At 66.1% G+C, this 26,693-nt stretch carries 22 protein-coding genes; 13 read left to right on the plus strand and 9 right to left on the minus strand.

Going from position 1 to position 26,693, the window contains the following annotated elements; all coding sequences use genetic code 11:
• Positions 1 to 21: 21 nt before the first annotated feature.
• Together AB0L82_RS06500 and AB0L82_RS06505 are read right to left on the minus strand one after the other, a co-directional pair.
• Positions 22 to 1,383, minus strand: coding sequence for an NtaA/DmoA family FMN-dependent monooxygenase (locus AB0L82_RS06500; RefSeq protein WP_364631927.1), 1,362 nt, complete (start codon positions 1,381 to 1,383; stop codon positions 22 to 24).
• A gap of 12 nt (positions 1,384 to 1,395) precedes the next feature.
• Positions 1,396 to 2,592 carry an LLM class flavin-dependent oxidoreductase gene (locus AB0L82_RS06505; RefSeq protein ID WP_364631929.1) on the minus strand — a complete coding sequence of 399 codons (1,197 nt, stop codon included), beginning with the start codon at positions 2,590 to 2,592 and terminating at the stop codon, positions 1,396 to 1,398.
• 427 nt (positions 2,593 to 3,019) lie between these two features.
• Here AB0L82_RS06505 and AB0L82_RS06510 point away from each other — a divergent pair, with 427 nt between their 5' ends.
• On the plus strand, positions 3,020 to 3,898 hold the full coding sequence (locus AB0L82_RS06510) for a DMT family transporter (protein WP_364631932.1): 879 nt from the start codon (positions 3,020 to 3,022) through the stop codon (positions 3,896 to 3,898).
• Between the two features lie 52 nt (positions 3,899 to 3,950).
• Here AB0L82_RS06510 and AB0L82_RS06515 read toward each other — a convergent pair whose 3' ends face one another.
• Positions 3,951 to 4,175: a hypothetical protein gene (locus AB0L82_RS06515; protein WP_364631935.1), complete on the minus strand. Its 225-nt coding sequence runs from the start codon at positions 4,173 to 4,175 to the stop codon at positions 3,951 to 3,953.
• Between the two features lie 332 nt (positions 4,176 to 4,507).
• Here AB0L82_RS06515 and AB0L82_RS06520 point away from each other — a divergent pair, with 332 nt between their 5' ends.
• The 3 genes from AB0L82_RS06520 to AB0L82_RS06530 all read left to right on the plus strand — a co-directional run bounded on the left by AB0L82_RS06520 (position 4,508) and on the right by AB0L82_RS06530 (position 6,581).
• A complete protein-coding gene (locus AB0L82_RS06520) occupies positions 4,508 to 5,437 on the plus strand; it encodes a hypothetical protein (RefSeq protein WP_364631937.1) in 930 nt (309 codons plus the stop codon).
• Positions 5,434 to 6,060 carry a class F sortase gene (locus AB0L82_RS06525; protein WP_364631940.1) on the plus strand — a complete coding sequence of 209 codons (627 nt, stop codon included), beginning with the start codon at positions 5,434 to 5,436 and terminating at the stop codon, positions 6,058 to 6,060. Before AB0L82_RS06520 ends, AB0L82_RS06525 begins: the two co-directional genes overlap by 4 nt.
• Positions 6,061 to 6,308: 248 nt before the next feature.
• A complete protein-coding gene (locus tag AB0L82_RS06530) occupies positions 6,309 to 6,581 on the plus strand; it encodes a three-helix bundle dimerization domain-containing protein (RefSeq protein WP_364631943.1) in 273 nt (90 codons plus the stop codon).
• Between the two features lie 75 nt (positions 6,582 to 6,656).
• Here AB0L82_RS06530 and AB0L82_RS06535 read toward each other — a convergent pair whose 3' ends face one another.
• Entirely contained in the window at positions 6,657 to 6,977 is a 321-nt protein-coding gene (locus AB0L82_RS06535; protein WP_364631945.1) for a hypothetical protein, read from the minus strand.
• Between the two features lie 356 nt (positions 6,978 to 7,333).
• Between AB0L82_RS06535 and AB0L82_RS06540 the strand changes: the two genes are divergently transcribed.
• The 3 genes from AB0L82_RS06540 (at position 7,334) to AB0L82_RS06550 (ending at position 9,683) form a co-directional block, all read left to right on the plus strand.
• On the plus strand, positions 7,334 to 7,558 hold the full coding sequence (locus tag AB0L82_RS06540; protein ID WP_364631948.1) for a ribbon-helix-helix protein, CopG family: 225 nt from the start codon (positions 7,334 to 7,336) through the stop codon (positions 7,556 to 7,558).
• On the plus strand, positions 7,555 to 7,995 hold the full coding sequence (locus AB0L82_RS06545) for a PIN domain-containing protein (protein ID WP_364631953.1): 441 nt from the start codon (positions 7,555 to 7,557) through the stop codon (positions 7,993 to 7,995). The genes AB0L82_RS06540 and AB0L82_RS06545 overlap by 4 nt, the downstream gene beginning before the upstream one ends.
• Before the next feature lie 134 nt (positions 7,996 to 8,129).
• On the plus strand, positions 8,130 to 9,683 hold the full coding sequence (locus AB0L82_RS06550; protein WP_364631956.1) for an acyl-CoA carboxylase subunit beta: 1,554 nt from the start codon (positions 8,130 to 8,132) through the stop codon (positions 9,681 to 9,683).
• Positions 9,684 to 9,759: 76 nt separating this feature from the next.
• On the opposite strand, the gene AB0L82_RS06555 is transcribed toward AB0L82_RS06550, so the two are convergent.
• Entirely contained in the window at positions 9,760 to 10,476 is a 717-nt protein-coding gene (locus AB0L82_RS06555; protein WP_364631959.1) for a hypothetical protein, read from the minus strand.
• A 263-nt stretch (positions 10,477 to 10,739) separates the two neighbouring features.
• Between AB0L82_RS06555 and AB0L82_RS06560 the strand changes: the two genes are divergently transcribed.
• Together AB0L82_RS06560 and AB0L82_RS06565 are read left to right on the plus strand one after the other, a co-directional pair.
• Positions 10,740 to 13,841 carry a non-ribosomal peptide synthetase gene (locus tag AB0L82_RS06560; protein ID WP_364631961.1) on the plus strand — a complete coding sequence of 1,034 codons (3,102 nt, stop codon included), beginning with the start codon at positions 10,740 to 10,742 and terminating at the stop codon, positions 13,839 to 13,841.
• Complete coding sequence (locus tag AB0L82_RS06565; RefSeq protein ID WP_364631964.1) at positions 13,838 to 14,518, plus strand: formyltransferase family protein; 681 nt, start codon at positions 13,838 to 13,840, stop codon at positions 14,516 to 14,518. Before AB0L82_RS06560 ends, AB0L82_RS06565 begins: the two co-directional genes overlap by 4 nt.
• 1 nt (position 14,519) lies before the next feature.
• Here AB0L82_RS06565 and AB0L82_RS06570 read toward each other — a convergent pair whose 3' ends face one another.
• Positions 14,520 to 15,551, minus strand: a complete 1,032-nt coding sequence (locus AB0L82_RS06570) for an AraC family transcriptional regulator ligand-binding domain-containing protein (RefSeq protein ID WP_364631967.1) — start codon at positions 15,549 to 15,551, stop codon at positions 14,520 to 14,522.
• A gap of 147 nt (positions 15,552 to 15,698) precedes the next feature.
• Between AB0L82_RS06570 and AB0L82_RS06575 the strand changes: the two genes are divergently transcribed.
• From AB0L82_RS06575 to AB0L82_RS06585, 3 genes are read left to right on the plus strand one after another with little or no spacing between them, the layout of a single operon-like run.
• Positions 15,699 to 17,294: a GMC family oxidoreductase N-terminal domain-containing protein gene (locus AB0L82_RS06575; RefSeq protein ID WP_364631970.1), complete on the plus strand. Its 1,596-nt coding sequence runs from the start codon at positions 15,699 to 15,701 to the stop codon at positions 17,292 to 17,294.
• Positions 17,291 to 18,796, plus strand: coding sequence for an aldehyde dehydrogenase family protein (locus AB0L82_RS06580; protein ID WP_364631973.1), 1,506 nt, complete (start codon positions 17,291 to 17,293; stop codon positions 18,794 to 18,796). Before AB0L82_RS06575 ends, AB0L82_RS06580 begins: the two co-directional genes overlap by 4 nt.
• 47 nt (positions 18,797 to 18,843) lie before the next feature.
• Positions 18,844 to 20,481, plus strand: a complete 1,638-nt coding sequence (locus AB0L82_RS06585) for a long-chain fatty acid--CoA ligase (RefSeq protein ID WP_364631975.1) — start codon at positions 18,844 to 18,846, stop codon at positions 20,479 to 20,481.
• 23 nt (positions 20,482 to 20,504) lie between these two features.
• On the opposite strand, the gene AB0L82_RS06590 is transcribed toward AB0L82_RS06585, so the two are convergent.
• Genes AB0L82_RS06590 through AB0L82_RS06600 form a run of 3 tightly spaced genes read right to left on the minus strand, consistent with a single transcriptional unit; the run spans position 20,505 to position 24,377 of the window.
• On the minus strand, positions 20,505 to 22,142 hold the full coding sequence (locus AB0L82_RS06590; RefSeq protein WP_364631978.1) for an AMP-binding protein: 1,638 nt from the start codon (positions 22,140 to 22,142) through the stop codon (positions 20,505 to 20,507).
• A complete protein-coding gene (locus tag AB0L82_RS06595) occupies positions 22,132 to 23,073 on the minus strand; it encodes an SDR family NAD(P)-dependent oxidoreductase (RefSeq protein WP_364631980.1) in 942 nt (313 codons plus the stop codon). The genes AB0L82_RS06590 and AB0L82_RS06595 overlap by 11 nt, the downstream gene beginning before the upstream one ends.
• Entirely contained in the window at positions 23,070 to 24,377 is a 1,308-nt protein-coding gene (locus AB0L82_RS06600; RefSeq protein WP_364631983.1) for a TetR family transcriptional regulator, read from the minus strand. Before AB0L82_RS06600 ends, AB0L82_RS06595 begins: the two co-directional genes overlap by 4 nt.
• Before the next feature lie 212 nt (positions 24,378 to 24,589).
• On the opposite strand from AB0L82_RS06600, the gene AB0L82_RS06605 reads away from it, so the two are divergent.
• Positions 24,590 to 26,650 (plus strand): AMP-binding protein, encoded by a 2,061-nt coding sequence (locus tag AB0L82_RS06605; RefSeq protein WP_364631986.1) that lies wholly within the window; start codon positions 24,590 to 24,592, stop codon positions 26,648 to 26,650.
• Positions 26,651 to 26,693: the final 43 nt, after the last annotated feature.

The raw sequence follows: 26,693 nt of genomic DNA on the forward strand, positions 1-26,693 counted from the left end.
GACCACACTGGTGCCCGGTCATCAGCCCTCGGCCGCGACGGCGGACCGCACCGGCGGCAGACCGAGGTTGTCGCGCAATGTGTTTCCGGTGTACTCCGTGCGCAGCACGCCGCGGTCCTGTAGCAGCGGCACCACCCGATCGACGAATTCGTCCAGCCCCGACGGCACCAGATGCGAGCCGAGAATGAACCCGTCCGAGCCGTCATTGCTCACGAAATCATCGATCTGCTGCGCCACCTGCGCCGGGGTGCCGACCAGCGGACCGCGTTCGAACTGATCGATGACGGCCTCGCGCAGCGTCAGCTTCTTCGCCTCGGCGACATCGCGCAGCCGCTGTGCGGTCGCGAAGCGATCCTGGTGTACGAACGCGCGGCCCTGAATGATCGGCGGCGCATCGGGATCCGGATCGATGGCGGGCACCGGACCCTCCGGATCGTAGGCGGACAGATCGCGATTCCAGATCTGCTCCAGCAGGATCAGCGCGGTTTGCCCGGTGACCTGCTCATTGCGAATCGCGTGATACTTCTCGATCGCCTCGGCCTCGGTGTCGCCGAGCACGAAGCTCGCCGACGGCAGGATCTTGATGTCGTCGGCCGAGCGCCCGGCTGCCACCGCGCGCGCCTTGATATCGCGATAGAACTCGGCCGCCTCCGGCAGCTTGCCGTAGGGGGAGAAGATGGCGTCGGCGTTCGCGGCGGCGAAGGCCCGCCCCTGCGGTGAGACACCGGCCTGCAGGATCACCGGCCGTCCCTGCGGGCTGCGCGGGACGTCGAAACGTCCGGCGATATCGAATTGTCCGCTGTGGAAGGCGAATTCACCGGCCTCGGCGCGGGCCAGGAATCGGCCGGATTCCCTATCCGCCGCCAGATCGTCCTCGCGCCACGAATCCCACAGCGCGCGAACGGCATTGAGCGTCTCCTCGGCGCGAGCGTACCGATCGGCGGGCGCGAGATAGCCGCCGCGCCGGAAGTTCTGCCCGGTGAACTCGTCGAAGGAGGTGACGACGTTCCACGCCGCGCGACCACCGGACAGATGATCCAGGCTCGCGAATTGCCTTGCCAATTCATAAGGTTCGTTGAACGTGGTGTTGATGGTGCCCGCCAGCCCCAGATGCTCGGTGACCGCGGCGAGCGAGGCCAGCACGGTGAGGGTGTCCGGGCGGCCGATAATGTCCTGATCGAAGATCTGCCCCGCGCGCTCGCGCAGGATGAGTCCCTCGGCCAGGAAGAAGAAGTCGAATTTGCCGCGTTCGGCGGTGCGCGCGGTGTGCTCGAAGCTGTCGAAGTCGATCTGGCTGCCCGCCTCGGGATGCCACCACGCGGTGCTGTGGTTCACGCCGCCCAGGTATGCGCCGAGGATGACCTGCTTACGGGATGTGCTCATGGATGGCCTCGCTCAGGCGTTCGCGTATCGATTGGGGACGGTGGTGGGCAGTCCGAGCAGCCCGCGCAGGGTGTTCTCGGCGTAGCCGGTGCGGAACAGGCCACGCTGTTGCAGCACGGGCACGAGTACATCGGCGACGGTGGTGAGATCGTCGACGGCGACACCGGGCCGCAGGCGCACACCGTCGACCCCGGCGTCCTGCCAGGCGGCGAGCAGATCCGCCAGATCCTCGGCGCTTCCAGCGAAAACGGCTGCATCGGAAACGAATTCGCGCCCGACGAGCTCGTTGAGACGGGCCAGCCGCTCCGCCCCGGTGCCGTCGCCGTTATCGAGGAACACGACCAGATCGGCATACACCCGCAGCGGTTCGCCATCGCGCCCGACCCGCTCGGCGGCCTCGGCGACCTGGCGCACGATCGGTGCGGGACCGTCCTCGCGCGTCGGGGTGACGAACACCAGATCCGCACCGCGAGCGGCGAATTCGTAGATGAGCGGCGCGTGCGCCAGTGCCGTCACCACGGGCTGTCCCTGTGGCGGGCGCGGGGTGATGGACGGGCCCCGCACGCTGAAGTACTTCCCCTGGAAATCGACGTAATGCAATTTGTCGCGATCGATGAAACGCCGGGTGGCGATATCGCGAATCTCGGCATCGTCCTCCCAGCTGTCCCACAGTCGGCGCACCACCTCGACCGCATCGGTCGCCTCGTCGAACAGTTCGTGCACCGCCTGCGGGAATCGGCCGGTGGCCACGGCCTCGGCCAACTCGGCGGTGCTGAGGTCGGTCACCGTGCGCCTGCCGAAAAGCGCTGCCTCCGAGGCAGTTCCGGATACCCGTACCTGCCATCCGGCCCGCCCGTGCGAGGTGTAGTCCAGGGTGGCGAGCGCCTTGGATACGTGGAACGGTTCGGTATGCGTGGTCGTCACCACCGGGATCAGCCCCAGGCGGCTGGTCACCGGTGCGAGCCGCGCGGCAATCAATTCGGCGTCCAGCCGGGCGTGCACGGCGGCGTCTCCGGATGCGGGCCGCGCTCCCAGACCGTCCTCGATGGTCACGAAATCCAGCAGCCCGCGTTCGGCGATGGCGGCGAGATCCGCCCAGTAGCGGGCATCGAACAGTTCGGCGGGACGCGAGTTCGGTTCCCGCCAGGCCGTCGGATGCCAGCCCGCGCCGTCCAGGGCCACGCCCAGGTGCATTGGTGTCGATGCCATAGGTTCCCGTCCTCGCTCGCAGCCCGCCGATCGGCGTATGTACTTCTCAACCTTGTCGATGACCCGCATCCGGCCAACAGTTGCGATCAGGTTGATCCTGCGGAAATACCTGCGAGGTGTGCTGGAAGGCATCGTGTGTGAGCGTGATTTCCACTGCGCGAAGGCCATTTCCGAGCAAGGAACAGCCCGGCCTGACGAGCGATTCGCGCGAACGCCCGGTTACCGCTAGGGTCGGCGATGACAGCGTATAGGGTTCCGCGCGCACACCGCCTGAACGACAACACAATCAGGTGTGGGTGGACTGGACCGAGCTACGCCTCGGTGGACGGCAACCTGCCGGCCGCCGACATCTGAAGGGATAAAAGCCTGGAGGACTCCTATTGTGCTACCCGAAAACTCAGGTGGTACCGAGTAGAGAGTCCCGCCAATGGTTTTCGCCTCGTCCGTTCCCGCCACGGCCGGTGTTCCGGTCACCGTTCTCATCGCGGTGCTGGTGGCCGCGGTCCTGCACGCGGCCTGGAATGCCATCGCGCACTGGATTCCCGATAAGGCCGCCGCGCTGACGCTGGTGCCACTGGGTTGTGTGCTGTGCTCGATTCCCATGATTCTCGTTGCGGCAGCACCTGATTCGCGCAGCTGGCCATATCTTGCGGCATCATCTGTGCTGCACATCCTCTACAACGGACTGCTCATGCTGTCCTATCGTTTCGGCGATCTCAGCCAGACCTATCCCTTGGCGCGCGGTACCGCGCCCCTGGTGGTGGCGCTGGTCGCGGCCATCGCGCTGGGCGAGACGCCCGGCCCCGGACAGCTCGCCGGTGTGCTGCTGATCTCGATGGGCCTCGGGTTCCTGGTCTTCTGGGGCCGCCGCGATAATCCGAGCCGCCCGGCCGCGATCGGCGCGGCCGTCACCACCGGTCTGGTGATCGCCGCGTACACGGTCGTGGATGGCACCGGAATCCGCTTGTCGCACAGCACACTCGGCTATATCGCCTGGCTCATGCTGCTCGGCGAGGTCGCGATGCCGGTGCTGGTCTTCGCCTGGATCGGACCGAAGCTGTGGCCGCGCGTGCGGCCGGTATGGCATATCGGCCTGCTCGGCGGTGTGCTCAGCGTCGCGGCCTACGGGCTGGTGCTGTGGGCGCAAACCCGCGGTGCGCTGGCCTCGATCGCGGCGATGCGGGAATCGAGCATCATCATCGCGGCGGTGATCGGCGCGGTCTGGTTCAAGGAGGGCTTCGGCAAGCCTCGAATCCTGGCCACCTGCGTCGTCGCCGCGGGTATCGCGGTCATGGTCCTGACCTGAGACGGCCGGTCCATCGGGAGGAGGATGGACCGGCCGTTCGGACTGCGCACGGCTAGTGGTGCTGCAGCCTCTCCTTCATCTCCTCGTTCATATCCTTGATCCCCGAGCGCGCCTGCTGGGCTTCGCGCTTCATGCCGTCGCCCAGCCGGTCCATATCGCGCTTGGCATCATCGGCCATGCGGTCCATGCCGTCGGCCATGCGCTGGCCCTGGTCCTTCATGTCCTGCTTGACCTTGTTCGCCATCTGGCCGGGTTTTCGGCCTTTGCGGTCAGACATTCCAACCTCCGCGTCGGTAGGTTTCAGGTCCGAACTACGAGATGGGAGTGCGGGTGAGAACCCGCATCCGTCGAGTCTCCGAGCGCTGCCGAGCGTCCTTCGAAGTCTGCGAGGGTCGCCGACAACCGGATCCAGCCTGCTGCCGATGGGTCCGCGGTGTCAACCTTTCGGGCGAAAACAGGTCGCTCACCTCGGGGACTTGAACGGACGTCCGGTTTTATTTGCTCCCGTATTGCCCGAGCTTCGCAAATTCGCGAGTGATCGGGGTAACGGACAGACCGAAAGGTCCGAAGGAAGGGCATCGGGATACAACGTCTGGAAGTGAATTCATAATGTCGGCAAGGACATTCACGGTGGTGGCGGCCGCCGTAGCAGCAGTCGCGCTTTGCGCACCGTCGGTCGGCGCGGAACCTCCCACGACGACTCCACCCGCCCCGGGCCTCGGGCTGGGTGTCGATCTCAATGGCGGTGGCAACGTTGGGGCGAACCCCGGCGGGAACGGTCCGGGGGCGAATGCGGGCCTCGGCCTCGGGGTCGACGTACAGGCCGGTGGCGGCGGTGTCGGCGTCACCATTGCGCCGAGCGTCGGTGCGAACGCCGGGGGAGGGGTGCAGGCCGGTGGCGGTGCCCAGGCGGGCGGCGGTGCCCAAGCCGGTGGAAATGCCGGTGGTGGCGTGCAGAGCGGCGGCGGTGTGCAGGTCGGCGGCGATGCCAATGGCGGCGTCCAAGGCGGCGGTGACGCCAATGGCGGCGTCCAGACCGGCGGTGGCGTTCAGGTCGGTGGTGACGCCAACGGCGGTGTGCAGACCGGTGGCGGTGTGCAGGTCGGCGGTGACGCCAACGGCGGTGTGCAGACCGGCGGTGGCGTTCAGGTCGGCGGCACCGGCAACGGTGGCGTGCAGACTGGAGGCGGTGTGCAGATCGGTGGCACCGCGGGCGGCGGCGTCCAAACCGGTGGTGGCGTTCAGGTCGGTGGCACTGCCGGTGGTGGTGTGCAGACCGGTGGGGGTGTGCAGGTCGGCGGGAACGCGGGCGGCGGTGTGCAGACCGGCGGACTCGGCGGCATCGATCTGATCGCCGTCGGCGCGGCGGCCGCGGGACCGGACACGGTGTACGGCATGGCGATTCCGGTCGGCGCGACCACCGGTATCCCCGGCGGCACGGCCGTCACCGATAAGACTCCGGCGGGCGGATATGTCATACCCAAGGGCGCACCGGAGACCGGAGCGGGCGGTATGGCGTGCGTCGTGAGCGCGCGATGAGTCGAAACATCAAGGGCGCGGCGAGGATTCGGCGGACTCCACTCGCCGCCCTTGTCGCCGCGCTGGCGGTCATCACCGCCCTGGTCACCGGGTGCGGATCCACCGAGACCACCGCGGCCTCGACCACGACCGCGGCGACCCCCGCCAAAGTGCAGACGGCGGCATCGGTCACCCGATCCACGCCGGTCTCGTTCGATATCCCCTCGATCAAGGCATCGGGTTCGCTGATCTCGTTGGGGCTCAACGTCGATGGAACGGTTCAGGTCCCGGCGGACTATCAGCAGGCGGGCTGGTATCAGCAGGGTCCCGCGCCCGGTGAGCAGGGTTCGGCGGTGATCCTCGGTCACGTCGACTCCTATAAGGGCGAAGGCGTCTTCTTCTCTCTCAAGAAGGTCAAAGCGGGCGACATGATCGATGTGAAGCGCGCGGACGGTAAGACCGCGCATTTCAAGGTCACCGATGTGCGCATGTATCTCAAATCCGAGTTTCCGGACCAGCTGGTTTACGGTCCGCGCGGCGGGGCTACCCTCCAAGTGGTCACCTGCGGAGGCGATTTCGATCAATCCGCCAAGAATTACCAGTCCAACGTGGTGGTGTTCTCCTCGCTCGATTCGGTCACCTAGCGATCGTTTCCGGCTGCAAACGACAAATGTGCTTTCATTTGTCGTTTGCAGGTGTCGTTGTCGAGGACCTCTGGTGCCGACTAGCTGACGGGTTGTGCCACAAAGGGATTCGAGGGAGCAAAGTGCTCGCTTCTCATGACAGTTTTGTGGGTGCGGCCCCGCGAGGCCGTTGTCCAGTCCGCCGCGCAACCTGATGAGGAAGTTGGCTGCCGGCGTACCCCGTTTGCGTATGGAGGCGAAACCAGAGCATGACGGCATCCGAAGAGGAGCGGCAGATCAGCGAGCTCGTCGCCCGGCTGGCCGCTAAATTCCCGCATTTGACGGCGCGGGTTGTCGGTGAGGAAGTGCGCGGAATACACCGCGATTTCGAAGGGCATCGGGTTCGGGAATTCATTCCGCTGTTGGTGGAGCGAATCGCCGAACGGCAGTTGAGCAAGCGAGTGTCGTACCGTTCGTCCGCGAATATCGGGGACCCGCTATGGAATCGGGCGCAACCCTTATGCCCGGTCTTCCGGTGGTGAATTCGCTCAGCGCGCAGCCGAGTTCGACACGCCGAAGCCGCAGGTCGGGAAACCTGCGGCTTTTTCTATCGGCGACTACTGGAGTCGCTTGGGTTCGATAGCCGCGGGGAGTCCGCGCAGCTGCGCGAAATCTGGACTCTCCTCCCAGCAATCCATGAGCAGCCGCGGCGTGGTGTGGTGTTTGACGTGGTCGCTGTGCACTGTCGACCCGAAGATGGTCAGGCTCGTGATGGCGGTGGCGGCGCATATACCGCCCGCGATCAACGCCCAACCGGCGTATCCACTTGCGGCAGCGGCCAAAGCCATTGCGCAGGTGCCGAATGAGACGAGTATCGAGGTGTAACCGAACCAGGCGGCGAAACTGTTCCGTCTGACCCAGCCTGGGTTATGGGGCATCCACCCAGCATACCGACATATGTGATCTACAGCACCCCGAGTTTTCCGGGGGCGATTACGGTCCACCATCGGGGATGGGCCGACCGGGTTCGAGCTAGGAGTCGCTGCCGGACAACAGGCCCGACAGCAGCCCGCCGCCGCCGAGGGAGCTCAGTACGGCGGTGGCGGCGAGCGCGAGCCCGGTCGCCCAGAGTGACTTACGCATAAATGAGTGTCCTCAATCGTCTGAAATGAATGCGTTTCGCAGGCTATGAGCCCCCGCTTCCACTCGGGACCGGATCCAGGAACCTCACAGGAACCTGACTGGTTCCGTACTGCCCTGATCGATTTGGTATCACAGGTGGTATCATCGAATTATGGCTTGGACGATGCGTTTTCCCGCGGATGAAGAGGCTGCGCTAGAGGCGCAAGCTGAGAGCGAGGGGCGTTCGAAGCACGAGATCACCAGGGACGCGGTTCGGGAGTACCTCATGCGCCATCGTCAGTGGGATGAGCCTCTGGTCGACGATGAGGACACCTTCGACATGGGTGGGCCGATCGGCAAGGATGACATTCACGACGCGATGAATCGACCCGCGTGATTGTTGTCGCTGACACCTCAGGCTTGCTTGCGATGTTCAATCGATCCGATCCGGAACATTTCGCGGTGCGGCGTGCGGCCGATGCCGCGAGTGCGTTGGTGGTGAGCCCGCTGGCCTTGACCGAGGTTCACCACGTGGCGAGTGTTCGCGCGGGCCGAAAGGTGGCGGACGCGGTACTGAGCAGACTGGCTGACCGCATCGCTGAAACGCGTATCGTCGTTGGGGAAATCGGTGCCCCACAATTGCGTTCGGCACTCGAGATCCGCTCTGCGTACTACGATCTCAACCTCGATATCGTCGACGCGACATGTGTCGTGCTGGCGGATCATTTCGATACCGATCGGATTCTGACGCTGGACCGCAGGGACTTTCGTGTGCTCCGGCCGTTGAGTCGGTACACGGCCTTTCAAGTCTTGCCGGACGATCTCGCCACGTGAGGGTGGCATACGAACCCTGATCTGGGTCTCGCTCCACTGTGATTCATCCCGTATATCTGGTTCTGCTCCCCGAACGGTCTTGGTACCGCTTAACGTCGCGGGGGCAGAACTGAGTTGGGAAGGTGGCAGTAGGCGTGATCGGTACGCAGGCGAAGCTCGATGAACTGGCCAAGATTTTGGAGATCGCCGCGGAACCCGCGGGCGAGGCCGGGGTCGCCAAGCGGGAGAAGAAGGGCATTCCGAGTGTGCGGCAGCGGGTGGACATGCTGCTCGATCGCGGGACGTTCATCGAGACCGGTGCGCTGGCTCGACAGCCGGGACAGGCGGACGCGCTCTACGGCGATGGACTGGTCACCGGTCGCGGGTTGATCGGGGGACGCCCGGTGGTGGTGATTTCTCATGATCAGACCGTGTACGGCGGATCCGTGGGCGTCACCTCGGCGCAGAAGTTCATGCGGGCGTTGCAATTCGCGTTCGACAACGCGTGCCCGGTGGTGACGATCAATGATTCCGGTGGTGCGCGCATTCAGGACGCGGTGGGTTCCATCGCCTCGTTCGGTGATATCTCCCGGGTGCTGGAGAAGCTGTCCGGATATGTGCCGCAGGTGTCGATCATTCTCGGCAAGTGCGCGGCCGGATCGGTGTACGGGCCGATCAATACCGATGTGCTTATCGGGACCAAGGATTCGTACATGTTCGTCACCGGGCCGGATGTGATCAAGGCCGTCAACGGTGAGGATGTCACTGCCGAGGAGCTCGGTGGCGCGGAGGTGCAGGCCAAGCGCGGCACGCTGCATCACGTGGCCGAGACCGAGCAGGAGGCGTACGACTGGGCGCGCAACTACCTGAGCTACTTCCCGACCAGCTGCGTCGAAACGCCGCCGATCGTGAATCCCGGTCTGGAGCCGGAGATTACGGCCTCGGATCTGGAACTCGACCGGATCATCCCGGATTCCGATCGCTCCGGCTACGACATGCACGAGATCCTGCTGCGCCTGTTCGACGACGGTGAATTCCACGAGGTCCGCGCCGCGTTCGCGCCCAACCTGATTACCGGATTCGCCCGCGTGGACGGCTATCCCGTCGGCGTGATCGCCAATCAGCCTCTGGTGCTGGGTGGTTCGATCGACGCCGCCTGCTCGGACAAGTCGACCTATTTCATCCGCCTCTGTGACGCCTTCAATATCCCGCTCATCTTCGTCGCCGACACCCCCGGCGTCCTCCCCGGCCTGTCCGAGGAAGCCGCGGGCGTGATCATCCGCGGCGGTCGCGTCCCCCGCGCCATCATCGAAGCGACCGTCCCCATCATCAACCTGGTGGTCCGCAAGTCCTACGGCGGCGCCTACGGCATGATGGCCGCCCGCCAGGTCGGCGCCGACTTCAGCTTCGCCTGGCCCACCGCCCGAATCGCGGTCATCGGCGCCGAAAGCGCGGTCGACCTCCTCGGCAAACGCCAACTAGCCGCCATCCCCGAGGAACACCGAGCCGCCGCCCGCGACTTCATGGTCAACCAATACAACGAAACCGTCGCCACCCCTTGGATCGCCGCCGAACGCGGCTACATCGACGCCGTAATCGAACCCTCCCGCACCCGCCTCGAAATCCGCCACGCCCTCCGCCTCCTCCGCGACAAACAACCCCTCAAGCCCGAATTCAACCCCCGCAAACACGCCATCTACCCCATGTGACCCAGAGATCGCCGCGATAAGAACTCGGCCTCACCCCGGCGATGCGGCGTGGCGATTCTGGGGCGACCGGAGTCGGTTAGAAGTAGACGCCGGGGACGCAGTAGCCGGTGACGTATTGGCGGTCGCCGTAGCGTACGGTGGATGGATTCCATTGTGCGCCAAGGGATTCTACGAAGGAGTGGACTGCTTCGAGGTCGGTGCGGTCGGCGATCAGGATGAGGGTGTCGTCTTCGGTGACGGAGCCGCCGCCGAGGGTGTCGCGGGCCGCTGGGTCGGCGAGGAGGGCGTCGTGCAGTCGGGTTCGGTCGATGCCGGGGATTTGGGCGATGAATCCGTCTGCGCGGGGGTCGTCGGCGGGCAGGAATTCTATGCCGAGGACGGCTTCCTGGTGGTAGCGCACTCGCAGGTCGTCGGCGATCCAGCACAGGTTGTCGCGGCCGGTGCAGGCCAGTTCGAAGCGGCGGGCTGGTTCGTAGGTGATCTGCTGGGATTGCTCGGACCAGAACACGCCGTCGATGGGCTCGGAGTGCACGGTGAGCCCTAGTTCGATGGCGGCGGTGAGGTTCGTTTCCAGTTCGAATTGGGTGAGTGGATCGTTCAGGCGTGGATCGGCCGGATCGGTGATGGTGGCGGTATTCCAGGTGCCGAATAGTTCCGCGGTCGGCTGCAAGGGGTTCCCGGCCGCGCACGAGGCCGGGCCGTAGGCGTCGGCCGCGCCCGCGCCGACCGAGATCAGGGTGGCGCCGAAGGTGACGGCGGCAGCCAGGGCGGCGGCGACTCGACTGGCGATCATGAGGCCGCTCCTCCTCTCCAGCGGGTCGAGATTCGACGGATCCGGGACGAGATGAGATCAATCGAAGTCTATTGCGTCGGATCCGGCGGTATTCGGAAACGCACAAGTCCGGCACCGCGCCCTACCTGGACCGTTGACCAGTGAGAGCAAGCACACACATTGCCTGCCGTTTGCCCACTTAGACTGGCTGCGAGTTCCGATCGATGATGATCGCCTGTGGCACCGCGCTTTTCGCGCGTGAATCGTTTGAGGAGTGGATCCAGTTGAGCAGCGCCTTCCGACGCCGCATCTCGCCCACCGAACGGATGTATCTATCCGCCAGGGAGGTCCACCCACACTTTCTGATCCAGGTGATCGTCGAGGGCACGGGAGCGCTGGACCCGGACAAGCTGCGGGACGCGGTTGAGGTCGCATCGCTGGCGCATCCCGGCTCACGACTGGAGCGCTCGGGCCGCGATTGGGTCGCCCGGGCCGATACGCCCCGGGTCAGGGTGATCGCGAACACCACCGTCGACTACGACCGGCTCACCGAGGACGACATCCTCAACGGCCCGATCTCGCGCCCCGATTACGTATCCGAAGCGCCGAACTGTGAAGTCGTGCTGCTCACCGCAGACCCGGTCACGGTGATCTTCCGCGGTTTCCACGGCGTCATGGATGCCAAGGGCCTGCAGATGTGGGCCGCCGATGTCTTCCGGGTACTGCGCGGTGAGACACCCGAGGGCGCGGACGATCCCACGACCGATCTGGAATTCGCACTGCGCCTGGGTATTCCGGGGTCACCCGCGCCGATGCGAGTGCGCTTCCGCTCGCCGATCGGGCACGGTGCCGCGGTGGCGGGCCGCCCATTCCTGCTGCGGCATCGGAGTGTGCCCGGCACCACCACCGCGATAGCGGCCCGGGTCGGCGAAATCGTCGCCCGGGCAACGGGTTCCACCGCCCGCCTGATGATCCCGGTCGACCTGCGCAGACATGACGCCGAACTGCGCTCGACCGCGAACCTCACCCTGCCGCTGTTCCTGGACACCGAGCCGGGGGAGAGCTGGCGGGAGATCAACGGCCGCATGCTGGCCGGACTGATGCGCCGCGATGAACTCAATCAAATGAAAAACCCGGGCCTGGAACAGATCCCGGTGCCGGTGGCCAAGGCCGCCGTGCGCACCATCGACGCGATCGGCAGGCGCACGGGCCGAAACCTGTGCTCGGCCATCGTCTCGCACGCGGGCAAGGTCACGCTGGCCGACTTCGCCGGACCGGATTTCACCTCCACCGGCGTGGTGGCGATTCCCGCGCACACCGGCCTGGCCCCGATCAGCTTCGCGATCGTGGAATCCGAGCATTCCACCGGCATCACGGTCTCCTGCCGCAACGGACACGGCGTCGCCGAACGCCTGGAGTCCCTGCTGGACACCATCGCGGCTGCCCTCACCGAACCCGATCAGCCGGTCCAGCAGGCAGACGCGGCCCTTCAGACCGATGTGGACCGGCCCGAATCGGAATCCGTCGAGCAGGCGACCACGCTGGTGCAATTGCTTCGCGCGCAGATCGCGGCGCGGCCCGGGGCGCTCGCGGTGACCGGGCCGGACGGTTCGCTCACATACGCCCAGTTGGGCGCGCGCTCGGCCGATATCGCGGATGTGCTTCGTGAGCGCGGGGTCGGGCGGGGCGATATCGTCGCCATTCTCGCCGGGCGGACGCTGGAGGGCATGGCCGGGCAGTGGGGCATTCTGGAGGCCGGCGCGGCCTTCCTGCCGCTGGATCCCAAGCATCCGCGCGAGCGCATCATCCAGACCCTGCGTGATTCCGGTGCGAGCGTATGCCTGGTCGAACGCCGGTACGCCGATATCGTCGGTGACGCCGTTCCGGCCCTGGTGCTCGAGAACCTGCCCGAAAGTGGTTCCGAGCCACTCGATATCGGCGTCGAACCCGGCGACGTCGCCTACGTGACCTACACCTCCGGCTCGACCGGCCGCCCCAAGGGCGTGCGCGTCACCCACGACGGTGTCATGCACTATCTGCGCGCGGCGCTGGACTGGTATCGGCTCACGCCCGAGACCCGGTACGCGCACTATCACACCCCCGCGGCCGATATGGCGGCCATGGCGATGGTGTCCCCGGTCATCGCGGGCGGCACGGTCCTGCTGGTACCGGGCGATATCAACCACCTCACCCTGTCGGACATGCTCGGCGAAAACGGCGCGAACACACTGTTCTTCACCCCCAGCCTCGCCGAAGTCGCACTGCGCCAAGATATTCGGCCCGCCGCATTCGATACAGTCGTCCTCGGCGGCGAACAGCTGAGCCATGACCTGGCCCGCCGGGTGCGCGAATTCTTCGGCCCCGAGGTGAGACTGGTCAACAGTTACGGCCCGACCGAGGTCAGCCTCGTCTGCGTCTCGCACCTCCTCACCGATACGAGGTCGCCCGGAGCGACTTCCGCCCCGATCGGCTTCCCGGCTCCCGGCACCACCGTGCACCTGCTCGATCCCGAGGGCGAGCCGGTGCCGGACGGTACGGCGGGCGAATTGTATTTGGGCGGACCGCAAGTCGCCGCCGGATACCTGGACCGCCCCGAGCTGACCGCCGAACGCTTCGTCACCGTGCACGGCGAACGCACCTACCGCACCGGCGATCTGGTGCGCCGCCTGGCGGACGGCGCGCTCGAATTCGTCGGCCGCGTCGACCACCAGGTCAAGATTCGCGGCAACCGCGTGGAACCGGATGAGATCCGCTGCGTGCTGGAATCGCATCCGAATATCGCCGCCGCGGCCGTAATCAGCCGCCGCCGTGAAGAACACAGCGATCACGTCCTGGAAGCCTTCGTGGTGCCGACCTCGCAAGCCCCTGCCGATCAGGCGCTGCGTGACTTCCTGGCGGATCGCCTGCCGGTGTACATGATCCCCAGCGGCTTCCACCACATCGCCGAACTCCCGCTCACCAGCAACGGTAAGACCGACCGCGCCGCGCTCGCGAACCTCCTCGCGGATGGGTCCGAGTCGAGTCGAAATACGCTGCCCGGCAACCTTTCCAACTCCGAGGGCGGTAACGGCGCGGGCGCATCCACGCCCGCTGCCGGTGACGACGTGGACGACTCCGAGAGCGATCTCCGGGAACAGATCGCCGAGATCTGGGCTCGTGTCCTGCGATGCGATTCCGCCGCCCTGGGACCCGATTCCGACTTCTTCGCATTGGGCGGCGATTCACTCGCCACCGTCGAGATGCTCGCCCAGGTCTCCAAGCGAATTGTCGGCCGGGACGCCGAACAGGCATTCGTGGCCCAGGTCGAGGGCCTCATCACCCATCTGACGCTGAACCGAGTATGCGAGGCCGTGGCCGTTGCCGCGGGTACAGGAGCATTCGAATGATCTTCATCGGCAGCGGTTCGCTACTGTGGCGAGCCGTCGATTTCGCCACCTCCGCAGGGTACTCCGTCGATCTCGTGGTGGTACCCGCCGGTCAGCAGGCGTCGGCCGGGGCCAGGCGGGTCTCGGTGCTCGCCACCGCCGATGTGAACGCCGCCGCCGATGAGCTGGCCAGCGCCTGCACGGACGGCATCGTATTCTCCGTCAATAACGCCACCATCCTGCGGGAGCCCGTGCTGGACAAGGGTTTCCGCGTCTACAACATCCACAATGGCCTGCTGCCCCGTCATCGCGGCCTGCCCGAGGCCGCCATCGCGCACGCGATCCTCAACGGCGATAACGCCTACGGCGCGACCCTGCATGAAATCGACGCCGGGGTCGACACCGGCGCGGTGCTGGATGTCGAACAGTTCCCGATCACACCGGCGGACGGCTTCCAGGACATCATGTTGCAGGGCCTGCGCGCCTGCACGGTGCTGTTCGAACGCAATCTGGAAGCCATTGTCGCGCACCGCGTCACCCCGATCCCGCAGCCGACCGAGAACAGCGGCTACTACGGCCGCAAGGCCCTCGACAGCCTCCGCGACCTGACCGATCACCCCGATTTCCCCAGGGCCACCGACCTCGGCATCTTCTCGGCGTTCTACCCGGAACTGGCCGCCGCCAGCCGCACGGCCTGACCTATATCGAAGCCTCGTGTTGCGCCTTACGCCAGCGCAGCGGTGACTGCCCGGTCCAGCGCGCGAAAGCGCGGGTGAAGCTGGCGGATTCGGAGTACCCCAGCCGATCGGCGATGGTCGAGGTCGGCAGCGTGGTGGCGGACAGCAGCTCACACGCGAGCGTGCAGCGCACCTCATCGACCAGCGACCGATACGAATGCCCCTCCGCCGCCAATTGCCGCCGCAGCGTCCGAGTCGAAATATGCAGCGCCGCCGCCACTTCGGATTCGGTGAGCAGTCCGCGCGGCGGGGTGAGCACCACCTCGCGCACCTGCCCGGCCGTGCCGATCCGGGCGCGGCGCGCGATCGCCAGTTCCCGGCACTGCTGGGTGGTGAGGTCGGCGGTATAGGGATCGGACTGCGGCAGCGGCGCGTCGACGGTCCGCACATCGAATACGGCCGCATAGTCGTCGGCACCGTATTGCGTTGTGTCGGAGATTAGTTCGGTGGTCGGGCGCGCACTCGCGAACTCCGGTTCGGAGTACGGCAGCCGGATCGCGTGCAGCCGTGCGCCCGCCGCGGTGATATCGCTGTACAGCGTGGCGATGATGCCGATATCGCGTTCGGCCACGAACCGGGCCAGCACCGGATCGGTCACCTCCGGCTCGATCACCAGGGCGAGTTCCCCGTCACTCTCGACCGCGGTGATCCGGCTGAACGAATACGACAGATCCAGGAACCGCAGCCCCACATCGATGGCATCGCGCACGGATCGGCTCGCGATGAGCGCATACCCCCAGATGCCGTGCGCGGTGGCGTGATACCGCAGTCCGGCGGCCAGGCCGAAGCCGGTGGTATCGGGTACCGCTCGCAGCACATTGGTGATGATGGCGATTTCCTGCGCCCCGGTGACGAGCGCGCCCGGGCGGCGCAGTTCGGCGGCCGCGACCTCGGTGCCGCGCAGGCATATCGCTTCCGAGACGCCGTGTTCGGCGGCCAGCCGGGTGATGAGCAGCGCGCTGGTGGGTGCCCGTAATGCGGTCAGCACGCTCATGGTCGGCTCCGCCCGGCAAGTGTCACTGGCCAAAAATATCAAAAAACCGGCCCGCGCGGACGTGGGAATCACCACCCTCGCCGCCTTACCCTCGGGCTGAGCGGACCGTGACGGCGGTCACGGGAGCGGTGAGGATACGAGGAGAATTTGAGCGAGCACACCAGCTTCGACTACGTGATCGTCGGAGCGGGCAGCGCCGGTGCGGTGGTGGCCGCGCGGCTGTCGGAGGATCCATCGATATCGGTACTGCTGCTGGAGGCGGGCGGTGCGGCCGATGCCGACGAGATCGCCATTCCCGCGGCCTTCCCACAGCTGTTCAAGACCAAATGGGATTGGAACTACGAGACCACCGAACAGAAGCATATGGCCGGACGGCGTGCGTTCTGGCCGCGCATGAAGGCGCTCGGCGGCTGCTCGTCCATGAACGCCATGATCTACATTCGCGGCAATCGCGCCGACTTCGATTCCTGGCGCGACGATTTCGGCGCCGAGGGCTGGGGTTACGACGATGTGCTGCCGTATTTCGTTCGCGCGGAGACCAATACGCGACTGCGCGACCGATTCCACGGCGCGACGGGTCCCTTGCACGTCGAGGACCGCCGCTACACCCATGAGCTGACCGACGGCTGGATCGATGCCGCCACCGGGTACGGATTGGCGCGCAATGCCGATTTCAACGGCGCGACCCAGGAGGGCGCGGGCCACTATCAGGTGACCTGTAAGAACGGCAGGCGCTGGTCGACCGCCGACGGCTATCTGACGCCCGCGCTGGAGCGGCCCAACCTGACCGTCCGCACCCACGCCTTCGTCACCAGGGTGATCCTGGACGGCACCCGCGCGATCGGCGTGGCCTATCGCCATCGTGGTCAGGAACAGACCGCGCACGCGGCCGCCGAGGTGGTGCTGTCCGGCGGCGCGATCAATTCACCGCAGCTGCTGATGCTTTCGGGCATCGGCCCGGCCGCGCATCTGCGTGAACACGGCATCGATCCGGTGGTCGATCTGCCCGGCGTCGGCGAGAACCTGCACGACCATCCGGTGACACCGCTCATCTGGCGCACCAGGGGCACCTCGGATCTCACCGACTTCTCCAACCCCGCGCGGCTGGCGCAGTGGAAGCTGGCCGGGCGCGGCCCGCTGTCCTCGAACGTCGGTGAGGGCGGGGCCTTCTTCGCCTCGCGCGACGGTCTGGCCGCACCCGATATCCAGGTCATCGTCGCGCCGACCGGCTTCTACGACAATGGATTCCGCGAACCCGCCGGCCAGATGTTCACCGCCGGGGTGACCCTGGTGAATGTCGGCAGCCGGGGCCGGGTCCGCCTGCGTTCCGCCGATCCGGCGTGGAAGCCGGAGATGGATCCCGGCTACTTCGAGGATCCGACCGATCTGGCCGCCTCGGTGGCGGGTGCGCGCCAGGTGTTCGAGATCGTGCGCGAACGCCCCCTCGCGCGCTTTCTGGGCGAGCCATTCCTGCCCGATCGCGTCGACGGACTCTCCGATGAGCTGCTGGCCGACCATATTCGCGCCTGGACGCAGACGCTGTACCACCCGGTCGCCACCTGTTCGATGGGCACCGGCGACAACGCGGTCGTGGACCCGCAATTGCGGGTGTACGGCATCGACGGGCTGCGGGTGGCCGATGCCTCGGTCATGCCGGTCGTACCACGCGGCAATACCAATGCCCCCACGGTCATGGTGGGCGAGAAGGCATCCGATCTGATTCGGGACGGTCGCACGTCATGACGCGGGCCGAAGATACGCAGGGAGCCATCGTGACGGCAACGGTCACAAAGACATTCGACTCACTGAACCCGGCGACGGGTGATCTGGTCGGCACCCATCCGGTATTCGACGCCGAGCAGGTGAACGATACGGTGGCCCGCGCCCGCGCGGCCGCCACCTGGTGGGCGGGACTGAGTTTCGCCGAACGCGCCGAGCGGCTGAAGATCTGGCGCGGCATCATCGCCCGCCGGATGGCGCAGCTCGCCGAGATCTCGCACGCCGAGACCGGTAAGCCCACCGCCGACGCCCAGCTCGAAATCGTGATGATGCTCGATCATCTGGCCTGGGCGGCGGGCAATGCCCGGAAGGTATTGGGCCGCAAGAAGGTTTCCACCGGACTCATGGCTCCGGACCTCGGCGCGTCGGTGGAGTACCTGCCGCTCGGTGTGATCGGCGTGATCGGGCCGTGGAACTTCCCGGTCTTCACCCCGATGGGTTCCATCGCCTACGCGCTCGCGGCGGGCAACGCGGTGGTGTTCAAGCCCAGTGAATTCACCCCGGGCGTCGGCGTCTGGCTGGTGGACGCGTTCGCGCAGGCGGTGCCCGAGCATCCCGTGCTCCAGGTGGTGACCGGACTCGGCGAAACCGGTGCGGCACTGTGTAACTCGGGCGTGGACAAGATCGCCTTCACCGGCTCGACCGCCACCGGCAAGAAGGTCATGCGCGCCTGCGCGGATACCCTGACCCCGGTGCTGATCGAGGCCGGTGGCAAGGATGTGCTGTTGGTCGACGCGGACGCCGATCTCGACGCGGCGGCCGAGGCGGCGGTCTGGGGCGGGCTCTCCAATGCGGGACAGGCGTGCATCGGCACCGAACGGGTCTACGTGCACGAGCGGGTGTACGACGAATTCGTCGGCAAGCTGGGCGATCTGGTGACGACCCTGCGCGCGGGCGACGACCCGGAGGCGCAGCTCGGCCCCATGACCATGCCGTCTCAGCCGAAGGTGGTGGCGGATCATATCGCCGATGCCCTGAGCAAGGGTGCGCGAGCGCTCGTCGGCGGAATCGCCGCCGTCGGTGAGCGATTGGTGCAGCCCACCGTCCTGGTGGATGTGCCCGAGGACTCCATCGCCATGACGGAGGAGACGTTCGGGCCGACGCTGGCGGTCAACAAGGTTCGCGATATGGATGAGGCGATCGAGCGGGCGAACGATTCGCGCTACGGACTCGGTGCCGCCGTATTCTCCAAGGGTCGCGGCCAGGAGTTGGCGCGGCGCATCCGATCCGGCATGACCGGCGTGAATCTGGTCTATCTGTTCGCCGCGCTGCCCGAACTGCCGTTCGGTGGTGTCGGTGATTCCGGTTTCGGCCGCATCCACGGCCCGGATGGGCTGCGCGAGTTCACCTACGCGAAATCCATTGCGCACCGCCGCTTCCCGGCGCTGCTGCCGCTGACCACGTTCGCGCGCACCGCCAAGATCGACAAGCTGATGGCCACCCTGACCGTGCTGCGGCACGGCTGATCATCGTCATACCGGCCTCGAAATCCATTGATAGGAATCAGAGTTCAATGTTGAGCACAATGCAGGACGAGCAGCTGTCGCTGGCGACACTGCTGAAGTACGCGTCCACCTTCCAGGGTGAGAGCACGATTTCGACCTGGACCGGTGACGGGGTCCGTACGCAGACTTTCTCCGAGATCGGCGCGGATGCGGCCCGTCTTGCCAATGCCTTGCGTGAGCTGGGCATCGGTGAGGGTGATCGGGTCGGGACCTTCATGTGGAACAACAACGAGCACATGGTCGTGTACGTGGCGGTGCCGGCGATGGGTGCGGTGCTGCACGCGCTGAACATTCGCTTGTTCCCGGAGCAGTTGGTGTATGTGGCCAATCATGCCGAGGATCAGGTGGTGATCGTCGATGGCACGCTGGTGCCGATGTTCGCGCAGTATCTGCCGAATCTGAAGACGGTGCGGCATGTGATCGTGACCAATGGTGACGCGTCGGCGTTGACCGCTCCCGAGGGTGTGCAGGTGCATTCGTACGCGGAACTGCTTGCCGCGCAACCTGATACCTATGATTACCCGGTCGTGGACGAGCGGTCGGCGGCGGGGATGTGCTACACCTCGGGCACTACCGGTGACCCCAAGGGTGTGGTCTATTCGCATCGCTCGAATTTCCTGCACGCGATGCAGGTGTGCGCCCCCAACGGCATGGGTTTCAGCGAGGCCGACACGGTGCTGGCGATCGTGCCGCTGTTCCACGCGAACGCGTGGGGTTTGCCGTACGCGGCGATGATGTCGGGTGCGAACCTGCTGATGCCGGACCGTTTCCTGCAACCGGGTCCGTTGCTGGAGATGATGGCCGCGATCAAGCCGACCTTCGCCGCGGCGGTGCCGACGATCTGGGGTGGTGTGCTGGCCGGGTTGCAGGCCGCGCCGCAGGACATCTCCCACCTGCGCACCTGCGTCGTCGGCGGTGCCGCCCTGCCGCACTCGATGATGCACGCCTTCGAGGACAAGTACGGCGTCAAACTCCTGCACGCCTGGGGTATGACCGAGACCTCCCCGCTCGGCTCGGTCTCGCACCCGCCCAGCACCTCCGAGGGCGATGAGCGCTGGGCCTACCGCTATACCCAGGGCCGTTTCCCCGCGGGTGTGCAGGCGCGCCTGGTCTCCGATGACGGTGACCTCATTCCCAATGACGGAGAATCGCTGGGCGAGTTGGAAGTTCGCGGTCCCTGGATCACCGGCTCGTACTACTCCCCGGACGGCGGCACCATCGATCCGGACAAGTTCCACGATGGCTGGCTGCGCACCGGGGATGTCGGCAAGATCAGCCCCAATGGCTTCCTGACCCTGGTGGACCGCTCCAAGGATGTCATCAAGTCCGGTGGCGAATGGATCTCCTCGGTGGATCTGGAGAACGCCGTCGTCGGTCACGCCTCGGTCGCCGAGGCCGCCGTCATCGGCATCCCGGATCCCAAGTGGGATGAACGCCCCCTGGTCGCGGTCGTACTGGCCGCCGGATCGCAGGCCGAACCCGAGGAGCTGCGCGACTTTTTGGCCGATAAGTTCGCCAAATGGCAGCTGCCCGAGTACTGGACGTTCATCGACGAGGTGCCCAAGACCTCGGTCGGCAAATTCGACAAGAAGCGCCTGCGCGGCCAGTACGCCGACGGCGCGCTATCGATCACCAAACTGGGCTGATACCGGCCGCGCGGATCGGCAGCCTAACCGGCCATATGACCGGTCTGGCTGTCGAGCAGGCGGCGCAACACCTTTCCGCTCGGATTGCGCGGAATCTGCTCCAGCACAATGAATTCCTTGGGCACCTTATAGCGCTCGAGCCGTCCGCGAATATAGGTCTTGAGCTCCTCGGCGGCCGGAACGGCGTGTTCGGGCGCGGGCACCAGATAGGCGCGCAGCACCTGCCCGAATTCCGCGTCGGGAACGCCGATTACGACGATATCGGCGATGGCGGGATGGTCCGCGAGGACATCCTCCACCTCTTTGGGATAGATGTTCTCGCCACCGGAGACGATCATGTCGTCATCGCGGCCGTCGATGTAGAGGCGGCCGCCGGTATCGAGATGACCCATATCGCCGGTGTTCACATGGCCGTCGATAATCTCCTTGGTCGGCGCGGGCGACTTCCCGTCGGAGACGTAACCGTGATAGCCGAGTCCGCCGCGGACGAAGATCGTGCCGGTCTCACCGATGGCGGCCCGGGTGCGATCGGCGCGCAGAATCCGCACGGACACACCGATGGCGGGGCGTCCCGCGGTCTTGGGGGAGTGCGCCAGATCCGCCGCCGTGGCCACTGAGACCACGCCCGCCTCGGTGGAACCGTAGCCATTGACCAGGATCGGGCCGAACGCCGCCAGGAACTGGCCGATCGTGGCGGGGGAGATCGGTGCGGCTCCGGTCACGGCCAAACGCAGTGAATCGGTGCGGAATTCACTCCGCCGCTGCTCGGGAACGGCCATCAGTCGCGCAATCATCACCGGTACGCCGACGAATACCGCGGCCCGGTGCCGGTCGATATCGGCCAGTGCGGCCTCGGGATCGAACCGCCTGCGAATGATCATGGTCGAGCCGAGCGCCAGCCCGCCCAGTGCGATGGCGAGGCCGAAGCCGTGGAAGAACGGCGGTGCGAGCACCATCGCCTCGCCATTGCGAAAACGGGTGGCCGCCATGGCGGTAGCGACCATCTCGGCGATCGCGCGCCGGCCGATCGGGCGGGAGACGCCCTTGGCCAGACCGCCGGTGCCGGAGGTGAGCAGGGTGATCTTGACCGGCTGGCGCACCGGCGGCGGGGTCGGATGTGATTGCCGGGCAAGCGAGTCCAGCGATGTGCCGGTCTCGGAATCCTGCCAGGCGATCACTCGGACGCCGCCGAAACCCGATGCGGTGACATCCGCGTCGTACTCCTGATCGTGCACCAGGATATCGGGCCGATGCCGCTCCAGGATCTGCCGCAACTGCGACTCGGGCAGATCGGTATTGAGGAAGACCAGTTCGCATCCGAGCTGCGCGCCCGCCACGGCAGCCTCGAGGAATCCGCGATGATTGCGGCACAGCACCGCAAGCGATTTCGCCCCCGGGGTGAGCGAATGCAATGCGGCGGAGATTTTTTCGGTGCGCCGCTGCAATTGTCCGTAGGTGATCGAACCGCGCTCGTCGATCACCGCGACGCGGTCCGGGTACCGCGCCGCCGACATCGCCATCACCGTCGCGATCGACGGCCCGTACTGCCGGAATCCCCGGCCGATGCGGATCAGCGCACCCGGCCCGATCGGCCGTACCGCACCCGAAGTCAGCAGGGGCACAACGGCATCCCACCACTGAAAGGTCATATTACGAGCCATCACGGGCTCCGTTCTCGATGCTGCGCAGCGACGCCTTGGTATCGCCGAGGAACCGGTAGAGGAAGGTGGTGGAGATTTCCAGTGGTGTGCGCAGCAGCGGTACCAGCACCGATAGCGGCCACACCACATTCGGGGCCAGCGTGCGCGGTTTGCGCACGATCGCGCGGGCGATGATGTATCCGGCATCGCGAGCCGAATGCCCGGGAATCGCCGACACCCAGCCGCTGGGCGCGCTCATCCGGGTGAACATGGCCCCGGCGTAGAAGCTGGTCAGTGTGACGCCGTCGGGCCGGGCCTCCATGGCGACCGACCGCATCCAGATATCGAACGCGGCCTTGGTGGACAGGTAGAAACTCCATTTGGGCGCGACCGGGAACATGACCGCCGCCGTCGAGACATTGACGATGTGCCCGGAACCCCGCTCGCGCATACCGGGCAGCAGGGCCAGGGTGAGCCGCATGGGCCCGATGTAGTTGGCCGCGGTGGTGCTGTTGAGATCCTTGGGCCGGTCATAGGACAGATGAATCGAGCGGCGTAATGATTTCCCCGCGTTGTGCACCAGATAGTCGACCCGGCCGAACTGTGTGAGCACCTGTTCGGCAAAGGTTTCCACCGATTGTTCCGATGCCAGATCCAGCGGGATGGCGACCGCGTTACCGCCCGCCTCCTTGATCTCGCGGACGATGAGATCGAGTTGTTCGGCCGAGCGCGCACCCAGCACCACGGTCGCACCGGCGGCGGCCAGAATGCGCGCGGTGGCCTCGCCGACGCCGAACGACGCACCGGTGATCACGGCGATCTTGTCCGCGACCTCCGCGCGCAGCCGGGCCTGATTTCGGTAGGGACGCGGTCCGATCAGCCAGATGACGGACCTGCCGATGGGTCCGGCGGCCAGCCAGTTGTTCGGTCCGGCGTCGAGGGAGTTGCTCACTCGTTGTACTCCGTTGTCTCGGTGGGCAATTGGGAACGGTCCAGGAGCGCGCTGATGGCGCGCGAGGACAGCGGGGTGCCGGGTGCGAGGGTCAGTACCGTCTGCCCGGTGGCGAACAGGTTGGCCACCAGCAGTTCTCGCACCTGGACCCGGCTCAATTCGCGATGCTGCAGCCAGTCGGTCACCACACCTTCGACGAAGGCGAGCCAGCCGATGACGGCGCTGCGCGCCAAAGCCGTTGTCGCGCCGCCGCTGAGCTCCTGCATGAGCCCGTCCACCAGGCGGTCGATATGGCGCTGCTGGATGGCGCGCAATTCCGCGTCGGGGACCCGGGTCGACAGCGCCAGGGGCGAACCCTCGAAGTCGGCGGCGGTATCGAGGTACAGGTCCAGGCCCCGGATGAGCCGCGATACCGCGGGTCCGCGCAGGGCTTGCAGCCGATCCCAGAAATCGCCGTAAACGGTTTCGGCGGCGGCGAGGTAGAGGCCGCGCTTACCGCCGAAGTGGTAGGTGATCAAGCCGATCGCGACACCGGCGCGCTGTGCGATCTCGGTGGTGGACACCTCGTCGAAGCGTTTGGCGCGGAAGACGGTAATGGCGGCTCCGAGCAGTGCGGCTCGGGAGGCTTCGCTGCGAGTGGACGCCGTCTTCTGTTTTGAATGATTTTCAACCGCGTCGGCTGCGTTGGCCGCGTTGGCTGGTGTTTGAACATCTTTCAATACATCGAACCCGGCGGTGGCCAGCACGCTCGGCAGCAGCAGCGCCATGATCCGATCGGCCGCGACCGAGGTATCGATCAGGCGCTGCGCGCTCAACCCCACGCCCAGGCTGAACACGGTTTTCGCGGCATCGCGGAACCTGTCCGGCGCGTTCGATCCGGCCATATCGGCGAAGAGCGCGGCAATGGCGTCCTGGAGTGTGGCCACATTGGCGGTCAGTTGATCGCGCAATCCGGGATCGCCCTGTGCCACCAGCGCCAATTCCAGTTCGAGCCGATTGCGGCCGGTGTCCCGCACATTCGCGCCCGCCCAATCCAGCGCCGCTGCAAGCCGATCCGCGGTCGCACCGCCGCGCTCGCGCAGTGTCGCGAGATCGGCCATGGCCTCGACGTGGATCAGCTCCACGACCTCCAGACAGAGCTCGTTCTTATTGCGGAAGTTCGAGTACACAGCGCCTTTGGAGTATCCGGCGACTTCGGCGACGTGAGCCAGCGAGGTGTTCGACAGACCGTCCGCGATGAACAGATCGCGCGCGGTGCGAACCAGGTCGGCGCGGGTGCGCGCCTGGCTTTCCGGTCGTGACATGCGTACCATGCGAATCAAAATACCACTGGTATCTGAGTACTGTCACTCCCGAATTTCCGGCCCGGACCGGGTGTGTCGGTGCACAACGGATTCCGCGGGGCCTTTGTGATTCGACGGAGTTTTCGCGATTCCGGCATTTCAGACCGATCGGATCGCTAGAACGGGAGGGCCGGATACCTGAAGAGTTCCGGCGGACGGGGAGTGGCACACCGGTGATAACCGACGACTTCGATATTTCCGTGGATATCGTCGCCCCTCGGCATGCGCTGTGGTCGCTGCTCGTCGATCCGCACGCCTATCCGCGCATCCTGCCCGGCATCGGCGCGTGCGAACCGCTCGGGTCGATCGACGGCGATCGGATCGTCAGCTTCCGCATCGGCGATCCGCGCATGGGTATCGGGGTGATCGAAGTGCGGGTGATCGCCGGACGTTGGTGTGAGGCACTGGAATTGCGTTCGGAGCGGCTCGGCAGCGTCGTGCGGGTGCAGTTGGTCGGCGATGCCGAGCGCACCCGGGTCACGGTGAGCTGTTTCGGAATCCGCCGGATCCATCCGGTGCTCGGACAATTGACCGAAGCGACCGTGCGGCGCTGGATTCGGACCGGACTGGAGCGGGCCGCCGATATCAATCGGGGCGTGCGCAATTCGGTGGCGGTCAACGCCGAGGATTCCCCCGCGCGCAGACAACTGGGCGTGGCATGGCATATGTTGCAGCGCGGGGTGGTCGCGCCCAAACGCCCCGATCTCGCGATGCGACAGCTGTCCGGACTGGTGCGCTGGGGCTTCAATCTGGCCGGGGGATATGCGGCGGGAGCGGCGGTCACCCCGGATCGGGTGGCGGTGGTGGATGCGCGCGGCAGCCACACCTTCGCCGAGATAAACAGTCGTACAACGAATCTGGCGGCCGCGATGGCGGCATTGGGGCTCCGGTTCGGCGATGCGATCGGATTGCTGGCCCGCAATCACGCCGGGATGGTCGAGACCATGGTCGCGGCCGGGAAGATCGGCGTGGACGTGGTGCTGTTGAACGCGGGCCTGTCGGCGCGACGGCTGGAGGAGATCGTGCAGCGCGATCGTCTCACCAAATTGTTCGTGGACGCGGATCTGGAACCGCTGGTGGACTTTCTGCACCGGGGCATTCAGCGTGTCACCACGGCGGGGGAGCCGCCGGTGGCGGGGCGGCTCACCGTCCCGGATCTGATCGCGTTGGCGGCCGAGGGTTTTCGCCGCCCACCCCAGCCCGGACGGCTGGTGGTGCTGACCTCTGGCACGTCCGGAGCGCCCAAGGGCGCCCGCCGTCCGCACGCTCGGGGCTTCGGCGCGCTGGCGGCGCTGCTGTCCCGAATTCCCTTCGGTATGAACGAGATCATGCTGATCCCGGCTCCGCTGTTCCACACCTGGGGGCTGGGCGGGCTGCAATTGGCGGCCGCGCTGCGCGCGACAGTGGTGCTGCCGGAACAGTTCTCGGCCGAACAGCTGCTGGAGCTGATCGCCCGGCATCGGGTCACCAGCGTGCTCGTGGTCCCTACCATGGTGCAGCGACTGCTGGACGTGCCCACCGCCGTGCGGGCGCGCTATGACCTGTCCAGCCTGCGCGTGGTGGCCAGTTGCGGTGCGCCGCTGGCGGGTTCGACGGTGTTGCGATTCCTGGACGCGTTCGGTGATGTGCTCTACAACGTGTACGGGTCCACGGAGGTGTCCTGGGCGACCATCGCCACACCCGAGGATCTGCGCGTTTCCCCGATGACCGCCGGGCGGCCGCCGTTCGGCACGAAAGTCGCTGTGCTGGGCCACGATCGCAAACCGGTGCCGGTGGGCGTCACCGGCCGGATCTTCGTCGCCAATCAGATGCTGTTCGAAGGCTATGTGAATGCCGTTCCGCCCGAACAGAATGGCGGGCTGCTCGATACCGGCGATCTGGGCTACCTCGACGCCACCGGCCGCCTGTTCATCGCGGGCTGCGACGATGAGATGATTGTCTCAGGTGGTGAGAATGTCTTCCCGCGCCCGGTGGAGGAGGCGCTGGCGCTGCTGCCGCAGGTGCGCGAGGTCGCCGTGGCGGGGGTGCCGGATGTGGAGTTCGGTCAACGCCTGGTCGCGTTCGTGGTGAAACATGAAGGGGCGGAGCTGGATCCGGAGTCGGTTCGGCGGCACATCAGGTATCTCCTGGGCCGCGTCTCGGTGCCGCGCGAGGTCGAGTTCGTGCCGGACTTACCACGTGGTGAGACGGGCAAAATTCTCAAAAACCTGCTGACCGGCAGCTATACCGACTGAGCCGTCCGCCCGACACTGCCTGGCAAGCCTCCCGCCCGATGAT

Source organism: Nocardia sp. NPDC052001, assembly GCF_040680615.1.
Classification (GTDB): Bacteria; Actinomycetota; Actinomycetes; order Mycobacteriales; family Mycobacteriaceae; genus Nocardia.